At 37.1% G+C, this 17,230-nt stretch carries 19 protein-coding genes; 18 read left to right on the forward strand and 1 reads right to left on the reverse strand.

Annotated elements, in window-relative coordinates:
• The first annotated feature begins 368 nt into the window (after positions 1–368).
• The 6 genes from holB (at position 369) to rsmI (ending at position 4,525) form a co-directional block, all read left to right on the forward strand.
• Positions 369–1,373: a DNA polymerase III subunit delta' gene (holB, locus tag CSE16_RS00200; RefSeq protein ID WP_099422028.1), complete on the forward strand. Its 1,005-nt coding sequence runs from the start codon at positions 369–371 to the stop codon at positions 1,371–1,373.
• Positions 1,366–2,181, forward strand: coding sequence for a PSP1 domain-containing protein (locus CSE16_RS00205; RefSeq protein ID WP_099422029.1), 816 nt, complete (start codon positions 1,366–1,368; stop codon positions 2,179–2,181). The genes holB and CSE16_RS00205 overlap by 8 nt, the downstream gene beginning before the upstream one ends.
• Positions 2,182–2,205: 24 nt before the next feature.
• The gene (gene yabA / locus CSE16_RS00210; protein WP_099422030.1) at positions 2,206–2,565 is read left to right on the forward strand and encodes a DNA replication initiation control protein YabA; all 360 of its coding nucleotides are present in this window, start codon (positions 2,206–2,208) and stop codon (positions 2,563–2,565) included.
• 95 nt (positions 2,566–2,660) lie between these two features.
• On the forward strand, positions 2,661–3,410 hold the full coding sequence (locus CSE16_RS00215) for a tRNA1(Val) (adenine(37)-N6)-methyltransferase (RefSeq protein WP_099422031.1): 750 nt from the start codon (positions 2,661–2,663) through the stop codon (positions 3,408–3,410).
• The gene (locus CSE16_RS00220) at positions 3,394–3,672 is read left to right on the forward strand and encodes a GIY-YIG nuclease family protein (RefSeq protein WP_099422032.1); all 279 of its coding nucleotides are present in this window, start codon (positions 3,394–3,396) and stop codon (positions 3,670–3,672) included. Before CSE16_RS00215 ends, CSE16_RS00220 begins: the two co-directional genes overlap by 17 nt.
• Positions 3,653–4,525, forward strand: coding sequence for a 16S rRNA (cytidine(1402)-2'-O)-methyltransferase (gene rsmI, locus CSE16_RS00225; protein WP_099422033.1), 873 nt, complete (start codon positions 3,653–3,655; stop codon positions 4,523–4,525). Before CSE16_RS00220 ends, rsmI begins: the two co-directional genes overlap by 20 nt.
• Before the next feature lie 159 nt (positions 4,526–4,684).
• Here rsmI and CSE16_RS00230 read toward each other — a convergent pair whose 3' ends face one another.
• Positions 4,685–4,960 (reverse strand): transition state genes transcriptional regulator AbrB, encoded by a 276-nt coding sequence (locus CSE16_RS00230; protein WP_099422034.1) that lies wholly within the window; start codon positions 4,958–4,960, stop codon positions 4,685–4,687.
• A gap of 343 nt (positions 4,961–5,303) precedes the next feature.
• On the opposite strand from CSE16_RS00230, the gene metG reads away from it, so the two are divergent.
• From metG to glmU, 12 genes are all read left to right on the forward strand, one after another.
• Positions 5,304–7,262 (forward strand): methionine--tRNA ligase, encoded by a 1,959-nt coding sequence (gene metG, locus CSE16_RS00235; protein WP_099422035.1) that lies wholly within the window; start codon positions 5,304–5,306, stop codon positions 7,260–7,262.
• A 250-nt stretch (positions 7,263–7,512) separates the two neighbouring features.
• Positions 7,513–8,286, forward strand: coding sequence for a TatD family hydrolase (locus tag CSE16_RS00240; protein ID WP_099422036.1), 774 nt, complete (start codon positions 7,513–7,515; stop codon positions 8,284–8,286).
• Positions 8,287–8,671: 385 nt separating this feature from the next.
• On the forward strand, positions 8,672–9,871 hold the full coding sequence (locus tag CSE16_RS00245) for a resuscitation-promoting factor (protein WP_099422037.1): 1,200 nt from the start codon (positions 8,672–8,674) through the stop codon (positions 9,869–9,871).
• Positions 9,872–10,151: 280 nt separating this feature from the next.
• The gene (gene rnmV / locus CSE16_RS00250) at positions 10,152–10,715 is read left to right on the forward strand and encodes a ribonuclease M5 (protein ID WP_099422038.1); all 564 of its coding nucleotides are present in this window, start codon (positions 10,152–10,154) and stop codon (positions 10,713–10,715) included.
• A complete protein-coding gene (gene rsmA, locus CSE16_RS00255; protein ID WP_099422039.1) occupies positions 10,708–11,595 on the forward strand; it encodes a 16S rRNA (adenine(1518)-N(6)/adenine(1519)-N(6))-dimethyltransferase RsmA in 888 nt (295 codons plus the stop codon). The genes rnmV and rsmA overlap by 8 nt, the downstream gene beginning before the upstream one ends.
• 140 nt (positions 11,596–11,735) lie before the next feature.
• The gene (veg, locus tag CSE16_RS00260) at positions 11,736–11,993 is read left to right on the forward strand and encodes a biofilm formation stimulator Veg (protein WP_099425703.1); all 258 of its coding nucleotides are present in this window, start codon (positions 11,736–11,738) and stop codon (positions 11,991–11,993) included.
• Between the two features lie 380 nt (positions 11,994–12,373).
• Complete coding sequence (locus tag CSE16_RS00265) at positions 12,374–12,565, forward strand: small, acid-soluble spore protein, alpha/beta type (protein WP_099422040.1); 192 nt, start codon at positions 12,374–12,376, stop codon at positions 12,563–12,565.
• Between the two features lie 196 nt (positions 12,566–12,761).
• Positions 12,762–13,628, forward strand: a complete 867-nt coding sequence (gene ispE, locus CSE16_RS00270) for a 4-(cytidine 5'-diphospho)-2-C-methyl-D-erythritol kinase (protein ID WP_099422041.1) — start codon at positions 12,762–12,764, stop codon at positions 13,626–13,628.
• 73 nt (positions 13,629–13,701) lie between these two features.
• Complete coding sequence (gene purR, locus CSE16_RS00275; protein WP_099422042.1) at positions 13,702–14,529, forward strand: pur operon repressor; 828 nt, start codon at positions 13,702–13,704, stop codon at positions 14,527–14,529.
• A 2-nt stretch (positions 14,530–14,531) separates the two neighbouring features.
• The gene (locus CSE16_RS00280) at positions 14,532–14,906 is read left to right on the forward strand and encodes a RidA family protein (protein WP_099422043.1); all 375 of its coding nucleotides are present in this window, start codon (positions 14,532–14,534) and stop codon (positions 14,904–14,906) included.
• Between the two features lie 288 nt (positions 14,907–15,194).
• Entirely contained in the window at positions 15,195–15,494 is a 300-nt protein-coding gene (spoVG, locus tag CSE16_RS00285) for a septation regulator SpoVG (protein WP_099422044.1), read from the forward strand.
• Between the two features lie 340 nt (positions 15,495–15,834).
• Entirely contained in the window at positions 15,835–17,205 is a 1,371-nt protein-coding gene (gene glmU, locus CSE16_RS00290; RefSeq protein WP_099422045.1) for a bifunctional UDP-N-acetylglucosamine diphosphorylase/glucosamine-1-phosphate N-acetyltransferase GlmU, read from the forward strand.
• Positions 17,206–17,230 lie beyond the last annotated feature (25 nt).

Consider the following 17,230-nt stretch of genomic DNA (forward strand, 5'->3'; position numbering starts at 1 on the left):
TTTATGAGAGGGGTTCAATTTCCGACTGAATAGGTCAACGCCATAGTGACGAACATCTTTTTGCCCCAAATACCCGGCGGAAGTCAAAGATTTTTAAGGAAAGCTTTTCAAGTAAGCTCGAAAAATATCTGGACAAGAGTTATCTGAGGCGTAATTGATAATTATTACACAATGCTATTGAAGTTGATGCCATCCTCATTGACTTCTACGGTGAGTAATATGATAGACAGTAATAATGAAGAAGAAGGTATTCAGAGAAAGCCTTTGTGACCATAGGGTGTTGTATTCTTGCTGGAAACGAATGTCCAATTAAAGCGAACACTATAAATGTTAATAGTAAGAAAGCAACGAATGAAAAGGTGAAGATAATGAAACGAACAATAGAAGAGCTAACAACATTACAGCCCGTAGTAATGAAGCAGCTCCAAACGATTGTAGAGAAAAATCGTTTGGCACATGCCTATATTTTTGATGGTGAAAAAGGAACAGGTAAACGTGGTATCGTGTCGTTTTTTATAAAACTTCTCCTATGCGAAAATATGACAAAAAATGTTCCATGTGAAACATGTCGAAATTGCAGACGCGTGGATTCGGGAAATCATCCGAATATTCAACAAATAGAGCCAGACGGACAGTTCATTAAAATTGACCAAGTACGGGATTTAATTGCTGAAATGAAGATGACAGGTGTGGAAGAAGGTAAAAAGATTTACGTAATTCATCACGCCGACAGGTTAAATGTTACATCAGCCAATATGTTACTGAAATTCTTGGAGGAGCCGGATGGGCATGTTGTTGCACTATTATTAACGGAGCAAATTCAGGCAATATTGCCGACAATTCGTTCCCGTTGTCAGCATATTAAATTTGCAAAAGCACCACGTCCAGTACTTGTCCAAGCTTTAATAGATAAAGGAATAACCAATTCAATGGCAGCGACTGTTAGTATGTTAACGAATGAGTTAGATACAGCTTATTCATTAGCAAATGACGAGCAATTTGTACTTGCGCGAAAAACAGTGTTAAAATCAATAGAGACGGTTCATCAAAATGTTCATGAAGCATTATTGTTAGTTCATGAAGAGTGGCTTCCATTATTCAAAGAAAAGGAAGATATGGAGCAGGCACTCGATTTGTTATTATTTGCGTATCGTGATATGGTAGCGATTAAAGCAAATCAACAGGCAACTTGTACATATCCTGATATGTATCAACGTTTCAATGACATGGCATTGCATATGACATATGAACGATTATCGCTTCAAATGCAATCTGTGTTACATTCGCGTGCAGCTTTAAATCGTAATATGAATCGCACGCTATTGATGGAGCAGCTAATGCTGAATCTTCAGGAGGGGTATACATTTGTATAATGTAGTCGGAGTTCGCTTTAAAAAGGCGGGTAAAATATATTATTTTGATCCAGCAGCATATATTCTAGAAGTAGGGGAATATGTCATAGTAGAAACTGCTCGCGGTATAGAGTATGGCAAAGTAGTTGTACCGATGCGTCACGTAGGCGAAAATGACGTCGTTTTACCATTAAAACAAGTTGTGCGCCCAGCAGACGATCGCGATCGTATACAAGTTGAGGAAAATTCAATCGAATCGAATCGAGCGTTTGAATTAGCCAATATAAAAATTACGGAACATGAGCTAGAAATGAAGCTTGTAGACGTAGAATACACATTTGATCGCAATAAAATTATTTTTTATTTCACAGCAGAGGGACGCGTCGATTTCAGAGAGCTTGTAAAGGACTTGGCGTCGATTTTCCGTACGCGCATTGAGCTTCGTCAAATTGGTGTACGTGATGAAGCAAAATTGCTAGGTGGTATTGGCCCGTGTGGAAGAATGCTTTGTTGTTCAACCTTCTTAGGGGATTTTGATCCGGTATCGATTAAAATGGCGAAAGATCAAAATTTATCACTAAATCCAACGAAAATTTCAGGTTTATGTGGCCGTTTAATGTGTTGTTTGAAATATGAAAATGATGATTATGAAATGGCAAAAGAAGGTATGCCCGACATCGGTGAAATAACATTGACACCTGATGGAGAGGGCAAAGTAATTGGATTAAATATTTTAGAGCGTTTAATTCAAGTATATTTAGCGAAGCAAGAGCGTATGGTTGAGTATACATTGGATGAATTGTTACAATGTGAAAAAAATCTTATATAGATAGAGATTAATGGGGTGGTTTGAGTGAAGGACCGTAATTTTTTAGATACTGTTATGGAGTTCGAACAACAGCTTGAATCAATGCAGCAACAATTTAATGCGCTAAAGCAATTTGTTGCCCATATGATGGAGGAGCATCAGACGCTTCAAACAGAAAACCTTCACCTTCGAACACGTTTAGAGGAACTGTTGGCAAATGAGGCCGGTGCTGTTCAAAAAACAGAAGAGCTTAAAAAGGAAGCCATTGATATTGGGGAAGGTTATGATAATTTAGCACGTCTTTATCATGAAGGATTCCATGTATGTCATGTACATTTTGGTAGCTCGCGTAAAGGTGAAGATTGTTTGTTCTGTCTATCATTTTTAAATAAACAAAATGGTTAAACGTAAAGGCTGAATCTGCAATTGTAGATATCAGTCTTTTGTTTACTTTATTCAATCAAAACAGTTTATAAGGAAAATTAAACGGAGGAATAGTTGTGGAACAATGGTTAAAGGATGACGAACGATTAGATTATTTGTTGGCTGAGGAGTTGCGAATTATTCAAAGCCCATCTGTCTTTTCATTTTCATTAGATGCTGTATTATTATCGCGTTTTGTCCAAGTCCCAAGAAGCAAAGGGAAAATTGTCGATTTATGTTCGGGAAATGGTGTCATTCCATTATTTTTAAGTGCTCGAACAAAGGCAGAAATAATAGGTGTCGAATTACAGCCGAGATTGTATGATATGGCGACGCGCAGCATTCAATATAATGAATTACAGCACCAAATAACGATGCGATTAGGCGATGTAAAAGAAGCACCAGCAACGTTAGGGATTGAACAATATGATGCGGTCACATGCAATCCACCGTATTTTTTAGCACATGAACTCAGTGAAAAAAATGTGAGTGAACATTATGCGATTGCGCGACATGAGCTGTACTTAACGTTAGAGGAAGCGGTTGAATCAGCGAGTCGTTTAGTAAAACAAGGTGGTAAAGCGGCTTTTGTTCATCGTCCTGGGCGTTTACTGGATATCGTGGCGGCAATGCGGGCGAATCGCCTTGAGCCAAAGCGTATTCAATTTGTTTACCCGAAGCGAGGGAAAGAGGCGAATACATTATTAATTGAAGCCATTAAAGATGGAAAGCCAGATTTAAAAATTTTACCGCCACTTTATGTGTATGAGGATAATAATGAATACACAGCAGAAGTGAGGGCACTGCTTTATGGAGAAGGAAAATAAGCATTATTTTTACGTTTTAGAATGTCGTGATACAAGCTACTATGCAGGCTATACAAATGATTTGGAAAAACGTATTACTGTGCATAATACTGGTAAAGGTGCGAAATATACGAGGGCACGCGGTCCAGTAAAGTGTATTTATTATGAACTATTTGAGACAAAACAAGAGGCAATGCGTGCAGAATATGCATTTAAGCAATTACCACGCATAAAAAAAATAGAATATATGAGGAGACCTACCGATGAAATCACAGAAAAGTAGTCAGCACGAGCAAGGTAGCTGTTTATACTTAGTTGCGACACCGATTGGCAACTTAGAGGATATGACTGTACGTGCTTTACGTATTTTAAAAGAAGTTGATGTCATTGCTGCAGAGGATACGCGCAATACGAAAAAACTTTGTAATTACTTTGATATTCAAACGCCACTCATAAGTTATCATGAACATAATATAGAAGTCGGCGGAGAGAAATTATTAGCTTATTTACGAGAAGGGAAATCCATTGCACTTGTTAGTGATGCAGGTTTACCATGCATTTCAGATCCAGGAGCAGACATAGTTGTAAAAGCCATTGAGGAGGAATTTGCAGTCGTACCAATTCCGGGTGCCAATGCTGCATTAACCGCTTTAATTGCATCTGGGCTGACACCACAGCCGTTTTATTTTTTTGGATTTTTAAAACGTAATAAAAAGGATCGTCGTGTGCAACTAGAAAAATTAGCAAAACGCCAAGAAACATTAGTATTTTATGAAGCGCCCCATCGATTGAAAGAGACATTAAAGGATTTAGAACTTGTGCTAGGGGACCGAAAGATTACACTAGCCCGTGAATTAACAAAGAAATTTGAAGAGTTTTTACGTGGTACAGTAACGGAAGCCATTGAATGGTCACAGCAAAATGAAATTCGAGGGGAATTTTGTATTGTAATAGAGGGAAATTCAGCAAGTGAAATTACCGAAGAAGAGGAAGCTTACTGGACGAACTTCACTTTGGAGCAGCATGTGGAGTATTTAATAGAAGAAAGTCAGCTATCGTCTAAAGATGCGATTAAGGAAGTTGCGAAATTACGTAACTTACCAAAGCGAGAAGTTTATCAAGCGTATCATCAATAATGCAAAACTGTGAAGAGGGGAATTGCTCTTCACAGTTTTTTTATGGAAAAGGTAGTAGAACATAGCCCATACTAATAATTAGCAGTTTCATTGCCCATACTAAAAGCAAAAAGGGAAAAACCCAATTATTGAGATTTCCCTTTCGTTAAATGACGCTAATTATTTAATGTTTGATTGGATTTCTTTCACTAACATTTCTGCGCCTTCAGAACTTAAAATAAGTTTGCCGCCAACTAAGCGCATATTGTCGTCTGAAACTTCGCCAGTTACAGCACAAGTCATGTTAGGCATATATTTTTTTAGAATAATTTTATCGTCATCAACGTAAATTTCTAATGCATCTTTTTCTGCAATGCCTAATGTACGACGTAATTCTATTGGAATTACTACACGCCCTAATTCATCGACTTTACGAACGATACCTGTTGATTTCATATCAATATTTCCTCCTATTTATGATAGATATTATATTTCGTCAAAATTCGACATTGATTCCTTGTCTATTTTAAATCATAACAATTAATACCATAATCGTCAATTAATTAGTATTCAGATTTACTATTTTTAAGAAACTTTTTTGTTATATTTCGGTTTATACCTGCTTTTTTTAACGATTTTTAATAAAAAGATTTTCTAATAGTTGAAAAGTTCTAACTATTTACCAAGTTTTAGTCATTATTTCTCAACAATAAAGGAGTTGTAATAAACTTTGATTGAAACAAATTTCGTACTTCGTTAGAATAAAGAAGATACTGTAAAGCAAATGGAGGCAATTGCCGTGAGTGAAAAACAAACATTTTATATAACAACCCCGATTTATTATCCGAGTGGGAAGTTCCACATCGGTACAGCGTATACAACGGTTGCATCTGATGCGATTGCGCGCTACAAACGACTAAAAGGCTTTGATGTACGATTTTTAACGGGCATGGATGAGCATGGTCAAAAAATCCAAGAAAAAGCACAAGAGGAAGATAAGCATCCACAAGATTACGTAAATGAAATTGCAGATGTAGCAAAAAAACTTTGGGCTACTATGGATATTACGTACGATGACTTTATTCAAACTACACAAGAGCGTCATTCGAATTCGGTGGAAAAGATTTTCAAAAAATTCCTAGACAATGGCGACATCTACAAAGGTGAATATGAAGGACTATATTGCGTGCCGTGTGAGTCTTACTATACTGAGACGCAATTAGTCGATGGAAAGTGCCCCGATTGTAACCGTGATGTGCAAAAGGTTAAAGAACAGTCTTATTTCTTTAATATGAAAAAATATGCAGATCGATTACTAAAATATTATGAACAAAATGCAGAATTTATTGAACCTGAATCTCGTAAAAATGAGATGATTAATAACTTCATTAAACCAGGTCTCGAGGATTTATCAGTTTCTCGTATGTCATTTGACTGGGGCATTAAAGTGCCTGGAGATCCAAAGCACGTTATTTATGTGTGGGTAGACGCATTAACAAACTATATTACGGCGCTTGGCTACGGTTCAGACAATGAAGAACTATTTAATAAGTATTGGCCAGCAGATGTACATGTAGTAGGGAAAGATATTGTTCGTTTCCATACAATTTATTGGCCAATCTTCTTAATGGCATTGGATTTACCATTACCGAAGAAAATTTTTGCACATGGCTTCATTATGATGAAAGACGGGAAAATGTCAAAATCTAAAGGAAATGTCGTGTATCCAGAAATGTTAATCGAACGTTATGGCTTAGATGCAACACGTTATTTCTTATTACGTGAGCTGCCATTTGGACAAGATGGGGTATTTGCACCGGAGTCGTTTGTTGAGCGTACAAACTTTGACTTAGCAAATGATTTAGGCAATCTTTTAAACCGTACTGTATCGATGATGAATAAGTATTTTGATGGTGTAATTCCAACAGAAAACTTAGAAGCAACCGAGTTTGATGCGACATTAAAAGCACATGCAGAAAATGTTCATATTAAATATGAAGAAAGTATGGAAAAAATGCAATTTAGTATTGCATTAAGTGAGCTTTGGTCGCTTATTTCACGCACAAATAAATACATTGATGAAACATCTCCATGGGTATTAGCAAAAGATGAAGCAGACAAACCAAAATTAGCTGCTGTGATGTACAATTTAGCAGAAAGCCTACGTCATATTGCTGTATTATTACAACCATTTATGACGACTGCGCCAAAGCAAATTATTGATCAATTAGGATTTGATGAAAAACTGCTAGAATGGGACACAATTGAAACATTCGGTAATACTATTTCACAAAATATAAAAGTGGTAGAAAAAGGAACACCAATTTTCCCGCGTTTAGAAGTCGAAGTCGAAGTTTCTTATATTCGCGAACAAATGAAAGCATCCGTAAAAACACCTCAAGAAGAAGTGGTGGCAGTAGAAGCACCACAAACAGATGAAATTACGATCGATGATTTCATGAAAGTTGATTTACGTGTTGCAACGGTTACGGCATGTGAACCGGTAGCAAAGGCAAAAAAATTATTGAAACTCCAAGTAGACTTAGGTTATGAACAACGTCAAGTCGTATCGGGGATTGCCGAGCATTACAAATGTGAGGAATTGATCGGTAAAAAGGTAATTGTCGTGGCCAATTTAAAACCGGTAACGCTTCGTGGTGAATTATCTCAGGGGATGATTTTGGCTGGCTCCCATGATGGGGTACTAACACTTGCTACGGTAGATCCAAAACTTACAAATGGTGCGCAAGTAAAATAAATGAATGGAGTCTGTTGAACGTATGTTGTTCGGCAGACTTTTCATCATTTTAAATGTACCAAACAGAATAAGATATATTAATATAATTTTAAAATGTTAAAAATAGTAAAAAAAGTAGTTCGTAACAACTAAATAAAAGATGTTATATAAGTATAATGACAAAATCGATACATTCTGTAATGGAAATTTAATAATTCGGGTAAATTAGTACTTATTTATTCACATACAATATATGATGGGAGAATTGGGAATGAGCACTTATATCGATACACATGTCCACTTAAATGCAGATCAATATGATGAAGATTTACAAGAGGTTATTGATCGCGCACTGGCAGCAAATGTAGAAAAAATGGTAGTCATTGGTTTTGACCGTAAAACAATCGAGCGTGCGATGAAGTTAGTTGAAGACTATGATTTTTTATACGCGGTCATTGGCTGGCACCCAGTAGATGCAATTGACTGTACAGAGGAGGATTTGCAATGGATAGAAACGCTTGCAAAACATCCAAAAGTCGTTGGAATTGGAGAGACAGGACTAGATTATTATTGGGATAAATCACCGAAAGAAATTCAGGAATATTGGTTCCGAAAACAGATTCAGTTAGCTCAAAAATTGGATTTGCCAATTATCATTCATAATCGCGAAGCAACAGCAGATGTGGTTCGAATTTTACAAGAAGAAAATGCAGCGTCAGTTGGTGGGATTATGCATAGTTTCAGTGGAAGTGTTGAGACAGCAAATGAATGCATCAAAATGAACTTTATGATCGGTCTTGGAGGCCCAGTAACATTTAAAAATGCTCGTCAACCAAAAGAAGTAGCAACCGAAATTCCGTTACAGTACTTATTAATCGAAACTGATGCACCGTATTTAACACCGCATCCCTACCGTGGAAAACGTAATGAACCTTCGTACGTCCCATTAGTCGCTGAGGAAATTGCTCGATTAAAAGAATTGCCAGTAGAGGAAGTTGCTAAAAAAACGACGGAAAATGCAAAACGCTTTTTTAAAATTGAATAATAAATTTTAGTAATAGTTGAAGGACTAAAAAGTGAAGTATTTGTCGGTAAAATTCCATCTTCATTCAGTAGAGAAATCACACTAAATGAAGATGAAGCCATCGGCAGATATCACAGGTTTTGAAGGAAGTTAATTGAGCAAGTACAATTCAAAATCTGGCCGCAATTATGCAAAGGTGTAATTGATATTTTCGCATTCAATGAGTCTTTTCGACAAAAAATATATCTCAATTTAAAAATAAATGTTTAGTATTAAAAATTGCCTCCAATACTAGTTGTAGCACTAGTTTCAGTAAAGTTATCATTTTTATTAGGAAATCCTTTCTATTGACAGCAAGAAAACTAGTCCGTATAATCCAACTTTGTATTAAGGAGGCGTTATTTTCATGTCAAATCATTCCATGAAAAGCCAGTTCTTAGGATCATTGAGGAGTAAGCAAACAGGAGTAAGAATTATTTCGATAGCCCTGTTTGTATTCGTAATTACATTTGTTCTTTATCAAGGAACGAAAACACCAGTTGCATTAACTGTAAACGGTGAATCAACCGAATTATACACACACGCAGTTACGGTTGCCGAGCTTTTAGAAGCAGAAAATATAGATATATCAGAGCATGATAAAGTATCACCCTCACTGAGTACCGAAATCGACAGTGGAATGTCGATTGAATGGGAACAGGCAAAAGAAATAGTCATTTCAGTTGACGGAAATCAGTCAATCGTTTGGACAACTGAAAAAGTAGTGAAGAACATTTTGGAAGAAGCAAATATCGAAGTAAAAGAGCAAGATATAATATCGCATAGCTTAGATACAGAAGTAGGAGCAGATAACAAAATCGATATTCAAAAAGCGTTTCAGTTAACGCTTGTCGATGGCTTAGAAAAGAGACAAGTATGGTCCACTTCGACTACGGTCGCTAACTTTTTAAAACAACAAGGAATTCAGTTAAATGAATTTGATCGTGTAGACAAAGATTTGGAAAAAGTTATCACTCCAAATGAAAAAATCGCAGTTGTTCGCGTAGAAAAGGTTACCGATGTAGTGGAGGAATCAATAGATTTCGCAGTTGAAAAGAAAAATGATTCTTCGTTGTTGAAGGGTAAAGAAAAAGTAGTGACAGAAGGTAAAAAAGGTAAGGTTGAACGGACGTACAATGTCGTCAAAGAAAACGGGAAAACCATATCGAAACAAGTAGCATCTGAAAATGTTGTAGAAGCAGCAAAGACAAAAGTAGTCTCTGTGGGAACAAAAGTTGTAACAGCGAGCGTTTCTCGTTCGGCCGAACCAACGAATGGTAAGGAATTTTATGTAGAAGCGACTGCGTATACACCTTATTGTCCGGGATGTTCAGGGATTTCAGCAGCGGGTATTAACTTGCGCGATAATCCAAATTTAAAGATTGTTGCGGTAGACCCAAGCATTGTTCCGTTAGGCACGAAAGTATGGGTAGAAGGGTATGGTTATGCTGTAGCCGGAGATACTGGTGGTGCAATTAAGGGGAAGAAAATCGATATTTTAGTGCAATCCGAGTCCGAAGCTAATAGTTGGGGACGCAAAAAAGTTCGTATGAAAGTATTAAATTAACTTTTCCTAATCCTTTCTTTGTGCGTTGTTTCACGAAGGAAGGGTTATTCCAAAATGTAATATTGCTTTCTCGCTCATTGACTGATGGCGAGAAAGCTTTTTTAGTGGGGAAGAAAAATGGTATTTTAAAGCGAGTTCTTAGAGCAGGTGATGTATCTTCATGCTAGTAATGAACAGGTGCAATTTTCTCTGTGAAACACAAGAAGAACCATAAGCGAAGTAAGCAGCCGTTAATTATGGTAAAATAGCGAAAGACTAAGTTAGAAATGAGGAACGTTTCTTGGATATACAAGAGATTATTGTTGTAGAGGGGAAAGACGACACAACAGCCATTAAACGAGCGACAGGTGCCGATACAATTGAAACAAATGGATCAGCAATTTCTGAAGAAGCGCTTCGCCGGATCGCCCATGCTCAAAAAAAGCGAGGGGTTATTGTTTTTACAGATCCCGATTATCCTGGACGCCGGATTCGCGCCATTATTGAAGAGCGTGTACCGGGTGTGAAGCATGCGTTTTTAGCCAAAGCAAAAACGATTGCGAAAAATGGTAAAGGCTTAGGCATTGAACATGCGAGTGACGCGGATATACGTGAGGCACTGGCCAATGTGTATACACTAACGGATTCACAAATAATAGAACAAATTACATTAGAAGATTTAATGATGGCTCGATTAATTGGTCATCCACAATCAAAAGCAAGACGTGATCAATTAGGAGAGATTTTAAATATAGGCATGACCAATGGAAAACAGCTCCATAAACGATTAATGATGTTCCAAATTACGACGGAACAATTTGCAGAAGCTATTCAAGAATTAGATCAGGAGGAACAGCATGTATAAAGACATTGCAACGCCAATTCGCACAAAAGAAATATTGGAAAAATACGGATTTTCATTCAAAAAAAGTTTAGGGCAAAACTTTTTAATTGACCCAAATATTTTACGTAATATCGTGAGTCATGCGAACTTAACAGAAAACAGTGGTGCAATCGAAGTAGGACCGGGGATTGGTGCCTTAACAGAACATTTAGCACGTGAAGCGAAAAAAGTAGTATCGTTTGAAATTGATCAGCGCTTATTGCCGGTATTAGAAGATACACTAAGCCCGTACGATAATGTAAAAATTGTCCACTCAGATATTTTAAAAGCAGATGTAGTGAACGTAATTGAACAGGAATTTCCAGGAATTGAAGACATTATGGTTGTCGCAAATTTACCTTATTATGTAACAACGCCAATTTTAATGAAACTATTAAACGATCGTTTACCAATTCGCGGGTTTGTAGTTATGATGCAAAAGGAAGTAGCTGACCGCATTTCTGCAAAGCCTGGTACTAAAGCGTACGGCTCATTATCGATTGCCATCCAATATTATATGACGGCAGAAGTGGCTATGATTGTACCAAAAACGGTATTTATGCCACAACCAAATGTTGATTCAGCTGTGATTCGATTAATTAAGCATGACACACCGCCTGTTCAAGTAATTGATGAAGACTTCTTATTTGAAGTATCCCGTGCTTCATTTGCACAGCGTCGTAAAACAATTTTAAATAATTTACAAAATGGTTTAATGAATGGCAAGCAAAATAAGCAAAAAATTATAGAAGCATTAGAGAAAGCTGGAATTGACCCATCTCGACGAGGAGAGACATTAACGATCCAAGAATTCGGTCAATTGGCAGATTTCCTACACCCAAACTTTTGTATGAGACAATAAAATGAATAGTGTTCAAAAAAAATCTGAAAAACGCATATAAAAGAGTTGACGGTTTGGGTTTTTTGGTGATAAAATATTATATTTTATTGACAAATATTTCACTTCATGTTAAAGTATTTAATAGTGAGGTGTATGCGAAAATGCCAAAAACTTTAGCAGACATTAAAAAGTTGTTAGATGGTCATTTGGGTAAACGTTTGCAATTACGAGCAAACGGTGGTCGCAAGAAAACGATTGAATGTGAAGGGGTTTTAAGCGAAACTTATCACGCAATATTCGTCGTTGAGCTTAATCAAGAAAACAGTGCGTTTAAGCGCGTATCTTACAGTTACACAGATATACTTACAGAAGCAGTAGAGATTACTTTTTTAGATGATGCAGTTGCAGCCGTCAAATAGTTTTTCTAGTACTTATTTTTAATATTTTAACTTCTTTCAGCAGATGTTTTGGGCACCCGCTGAAAGAAGTTAAGCCCTGACGGATGTCACAGATTTTTAAACGGATTTTATTGAGCCTGCTGGGTAAAATCTGGTCACAAGTACGCCAAGGTATACTTGATAAAAGCACTCATTTTTGAGTGTTTTTTTAGTGGGCAAAAAAATTTAAAGAAATCCTAATCCTCCTAAAATCAATGATTTAGCCTTCTTAATTATCATCAAGTTAGCCAACGTATGTCTTTTTATTTTTTGTACATACTAGAAAGGTCAACGAAACTTTTGATCAAGAAAGCCGATGTTTAATTTAAACAAAGGAACTTTCAACAAAGGAGGTTTTCTGCATGGCAAAACAAAAAATCATGTCGTACCGTCTTAAAGAAGAGATCGCCAAGGAACTCGGATTTTATGATGTCGTCGAACGTGAAGGTTGGGGCGGTATTAGGGCCCGTGATGCAGGTAACATGGTAAAGTACGCGGTTGAAATGGGTCAAAAACAATTGGCCAGTCAATCGATGCAAAATACACAAAAGTAAGTTGACACATTGGGCGGTGAAATCCTTAAAAGGGATTTTTCCGCTCTTTTCCATTAGAATTAAGATAAATTGAAAGTCACTAAAATTGTTAACGTTTAAAGTTCAATGTTCTCCTCCTTCGTGTGGTAAAATAAGTACATTAATAAATTGATAACGTATAAATTACATGCGTGCCTTACACGAGGAGGAATATTCGATGCTTTATGTAAAAGCACCCGCAAAAATTAATTTAACTTTAGATGTACTATATAAACGTCCGGATAATTACCACGAAGTAGAAATGATTATGACAACAGTGGATTTAGCCGATCGTATTGGGCTAGAAACACGTAAAGACGGGCAAATAAAAATTGTATCAGCCGATCGTTTTGTACCAGATGATAATCGAAATTTTGCCTATCAAGCAGCGGAATTGTTGAAAAATACATATGGCCTAAGTGAAGGGGTAACAATTACGATCGAAAAGCAAATCCCAATTGCAGCTGGTTTAGCTGGCGGAAGTAGTGATGCGGCGGCCACATTACGCGGTTTAAATGAGCTTTGGAATTTAAACTTATCATTAGACGAGCTCGCTGAACACGGCGCAAAAATTGGTTCGGACGTATCGTTTTGCGTTTATGGAGGTACTGCTTTAGCAACAGGACGTGGTGAAAAAATAAAAGAACTACCTGTGCCGCCAACGTGTTGGGTTATTTTAGCCAAGCCGAAAATTGGCGTTTCAACTGCAGATATTTATGGTGGATTGAAAGTAGATCAGATTAATCATCCTAACACTGCACAAATGATGGAGGCAATTGAAACCAATGATTATTCGTTACTTTGTGCATCTTTAGGGAATGTTTTAGAATCTGTAACATTTGAATTATATCCAGAAGTGGTGACGATAAAAGAGCAAATGCAACGATTTGGTGCAGATGCTGTACTAATGAGTGGGAGTGGTCCAACAGTATTTGGACTGGTAGATAATGAAGCGCGTGTCAGCCGAATTTATAACGGATTACGCGGTTTTTGTGAGGAAGTATATGTAGTTCGAATGCTAGGGGATCGAAATCCACTTGCTTAAACGCGTATAATTATGTTAGTTTGACTAGTAATATTCGTATTTTTAAAAAAATTAATGTTTAGGAGAGGGTCGCATGAAATGGAAGCGTAGTGAACGCCTTGTAGATATGACATATTATTTGCTTGAGCATCCACATCAGCTGATCCCGCTAACTTATTTTTCGGATCTCTACAATTCTGCAAAATCTTCCATAAGTGAGGATTTAACAATTGTAAAAGAAACATTTGAAGAAAAAGGAATCGGGCTGCTAATAACCGTACCGGGGGCAGCGGGTGGCGTAAAATATATACCAAAAATGGCGGAGCAAGAAGTTCATGAAATCGCCGGGGAATTAATTATTGAATTAGGTCAATCAGATCGCCTACTTCCGGGTGGTTATTTGTTTATGACAGATTTATTGGGAAATCCAAGTTTAATGAACCGCGTAGGCAAGGTTTTTGCAAGCGTATTTGCTGAGCAAAAAATCGATGTTATAATGACGGTAGCAACAAAAGGGATTTCGATTGCACATGCTATTGCAAGACATTTAAATGTTCCAGTAGTTGTTGTACGCCGTGATAGTAAAGTTACGGAAGGTTCAACGGTCAGTATTAATTATGTTTCAGGGTCTTCCCGTCGTATTCAAACGATGGTTTTATCTAAACGTAGCATGAAGAGTGGGCAACGTGTTCTCATTACCGACGACTTTATGAAAGTTGGCGGTACGATGAATGGTATGAAGAATTTACTAGAGGAATTTGATTGTGAGCTAGCAGGCATTGCTGTTTTAGTAGAAGCAGAGCATGCGGATGAAACATTAGTTGATGATTATTATTCACTAGTAAAATTACATGAAGTAAACGAGAAAGACCGAACAATTGCATTAAGTGAAGGAAACTATTTTTCAAAGGGGAGAGAGTAGATATGAAAGCAGTTTCAACAACAAACGCGCCAGCAGCTATCGGACCATATGCACAAGGAATGATCGTTAATAACGTGTTTTACTCGTCAGGACAAATTCCGTTAACGGCATCTGGGGAACTAGTAGATGGGGACATTGAAGTCCAAACAAACCAAGTATTTGAAAATTTAAAAGCGGTACTTACAGCAGCGGGCTCATCGTTAGATCAAGTTGTGAAAACGACGGTCTTTATGAAAGATATGAACGACTTTGTGGCAATGAATGAAGTGTATGCATCACATTTTGGAGCACATAAACCAGCACGCTCTGCTGTTGAAGTGGCGCGTTTACCAAAAGACGTAAAAGTAGAAATTGAAGTCATTGCATTAGTCAAATAATCAAAAATAATTTGTCCAAGCTATACCCTTTTAAAAGTGGTGTAGCTTTTTTTCGGGGAAATATAAAATATAGATACAAGCAAAAAGATGACGGAAAATAGAAGATTGCAATGAACTCCCCTACTTTTTTGAAATATATAATAGAATAAAATGACAATTTATTGTATCCTATTGATGAACGATTCTAATTTTTGAGAAAGTTCTTAAAAATTAGAAGGTGTTTCTCTATTTTTATAGAATACTACTATTTATCGAAGAAGAGCATCCAAGAAGGGGAGGAATTAGAGAATGGAAGTAACTGCTGTAAGATTACGCCGAGTTCAAACAGAGGGACGCATGCGAGCAATCGCCTCAATTACACTAGATGATGAATTTGTCGTTCATGATATTCGCGTAATTGATGGAAATACGGGTTTATTTGTTGCTATGCCTAGTAAGAGAACACCGGATGGAGAATTCCGCGACATTGCACATCCGATTAATTCAAATACGCGCAATAAAATTCAAGATATTGTACTTGAAGCATACCACGCAAATTCTGATGGAGACACAGAAGCCGTATTAGAATTTGAAGAAGTAACTACTTAATCAATTACGCCTTAACGTAATCAACGGGGGACCCCTCATTTTTGAGAAGGTCCTTTTTTGTATGGTCATTTTCTAGATTAACTTCTGGTTAGTAAGTGTTTGAATAATTACGGATGAAGAAAAGTTTGTTTAAAATAAGGTATTTCCGTGAAAGTATAGAATAGATGATCATTCGTTGTTTCCGTGTGCGATATTCCCTCGCTCAACTGAGAAATTAAAAAGTGTCGAACAGATGAAAAAGTTTTTCATTCAAAGTTTTGTCAAGTCTGAATACCTTGAAAATGAAGTGAATTTACTATATAGTCATAAGAGAAAATGAGCTAAATTGGAGGACTTGTAAATGACAAATATTTATGCAGTTATTTTGGCTGCTGGTCAGGGTACACGAATGAAGTCCAAATTATATAAAGTGTTACATCCGGTATGTGGAAAGCCAATGGTAGAGCATGTGGTTGACCATATTGGATTGCTTGATGTACAACAAATTGTAACGGTTGTCGGACATGGTGCAGAGCTTGTAAAAGAAACACTTGGTGAAAAAAGTGAGTATGTTATACAGGCAGAGCAACTTGGTACGGCCCATGCAGTTTTACAAGCAGAGCCCATTTTATGTGAGTTAGAAGGTACAACTCTTGTTGTTTGTGGAGATACGCCATTAATTCGACCGGAAACAATGCAAGCTTTATTTGCGCATCATGAGAAACAACAGGCAAAAGCGACTATTTTGACAGCAGTTGCAGAAAATCCAACTGGATATGGCCGAATTTTACGCGATGCTCAAGGTCAAGTTTCGCAAATTGTTGAACAGAAGGATGCAACACCGGAACAACAGCTTGTGAAAGAGATTAACACAGGTACGTATTGCTTTGACAATCAAGCATTATTTGCTGCATTAAAGCAAGTGAATAATGATAATGCGCAAGGTGAATATTATTTACCAGATGTCATTGAAATTTTACAAAAGCAAGGTGAAATTGTATCGGCTTATGTGACGGATAATTTCGATGAAACATTAGGTGTAAATGATCGTTTTGCGTTATCGCAAGCAGAAGAATTAATGCGAGCTCGTATTAATGAACGTCATATGCGTAATGGGGTAACGATTATTAATCCTGCTACGACACATATTAGCGCGGATGCAATCATCGGCAGCGATTCTGTAATTTTACCTGGCGTCATCATTGAAGGAAAAACTGTGATTGGTGAGGATTGCCATATTGGTCCAAACAGTCATATTGTACAAAGTATAATTGGAAACAGTACAAAAATTCATAGCTCGGTTGTGTTAAATAGCCGTGTAGGTGATGAAACATCCGTTGGGCCATTTGCACATCTTCGTCCAGATTCTTCACTAGGAAACCATGTAAAAATTGGTAACTTTGTTGAAGTGAAGAAAAGTACTTTAGGGGATGACACGAAAGTTTCCCACTTAAGCTATATTGGCGATGCTGAAATTGGTAACAATGTTAATGTCGGTTGTGGTTCGATTACTGTGAACTATGACGGAAAAAACAAGTTTAAAACAATTATTGAAGATGATGTATTTGTAGGGTGCAATTCTAACTTAGTAGCGCCAGTGAAGCTTGGTAAGGGTTCGTTCATTGCTGCCGGTTCTACAATTACAAAAGAAGTGCCAGGAGATGCATTAGCAATTGCGCGTGCGCGTCAGGAAAATAAGCAAAACTATGTTAGTAAATTAAATTCAAAATAAAATTATTCAAAATACAGGAGGCCAT

The sequence above is a fragment of the Solibacillus sp. R5-41 genome (assembly GCF_002736105.1).
Taxonomy (GTDB): domain Bacteria; phylum Bacillota; class Bacilli; order Bacillales_A; family Planococcaceae; genus Solibacillus.

What these genes read in the sequence shown, in the direction of transcription:
- holB (WP_099422028.1), top strand. Translation starts at nt 369, where the DNA reads ATGAAACGAACAATAGAAGAGCTAACAACATTACAGCCCGTAGTAATG.
- CSE16_RS00220 (WP_099422032.1), top strand. Translation starts at nt 3,394, where the DNA reads ATGGAGAAGGAAAATAAGCATTATTTTTACGTTTTAGAATGTCGTGAT.
- rsmI (WP_099422033.1), top strand. Translation starts at nt 3,653, where the DNA reads ATGAAATCACAGAAAAGTAGTCAGCACGAGCAAGGTAGCTGTTTATAC.
- CSE16_RS00230 (WP_099422034.1), bottom strand. Translation starts at nt 4,960, where the DNA reads ATGAAATCAACAGGTATCGTTCGTAAAGTCGATGAATTAGGGCGTGTA.
- CSE16_RS00240 (WP_099422036.1), top strand. Translation starts at nt 7,513, where the DNA reads ATGAGCACTTATATCGATACACATGTCCACTTAAATGCAGATCAATAT.
- CSE16_RS00245 (WP_099422037.1), top strand. Translation starts at nt 8,672, where the DNA reads ATGTCAAATCATTCCATGAAAAGCCAGTTCTTAGGATCATTGAGGAGT.
- rsmA (WP_099422039.1), top strand. Translation starts at nt 10,708, where the DNA reads ATGTATAAAGACATTGCAACGCCAATTCGCACAAAAGAAATATTGGAA.
- veg (WP_099425703.1), top strand. Translation starts at nt 11,736, where the DNA reads ATGCCAAAAACTTTAGCAGACATTAAAAAGTTGTTAGATGGTCATTTG.
- CSE16_RS00265 (WP_099422040.1), top strand. Translation starts at nt 12,374, where the DNA reads ATGGCAAAACAAAAAATCATGTCGTACCGTCTTAAAGAAGAGATCGCC.
- ispE (WP_099422041.1), top strand. Translation starts at nt 12,762, where the DNA reads ATGCTTTATGTAAAAGCACCCGCAAAAATTAATTTAACTTTAGATGTA.
- purR (WP_099422042.1), top strand. Translation starts at nt 13,702, where the DNA reads ATGAAATGGAAGCGTAGTGAACGCCTTGTAGATATGACATATTATTTG.
- CSE16_RS00280 (WP_099422043.1), top strand. Translation starts at nt 14,532, where the DNA reads ATGAAAGCAGTTTCAACAACAAACGCGCCAGCAGCTATCGGACCATAT.
- spoVG (WP_099422044.1), top strand. Translation starts at nt 15,195, where the DNA reads ATGGAAGTAACTGCTGTAAGATTACGCCGAGTTCAAACAGAGGGACGC.
- glmU (WP_099422045.1), top strand. Translation starts at nt 15,835, where the DNA reads ATGACAAATATTTATGCAGTTATTTTGGCTGCTGGTCAGGGTACACGA.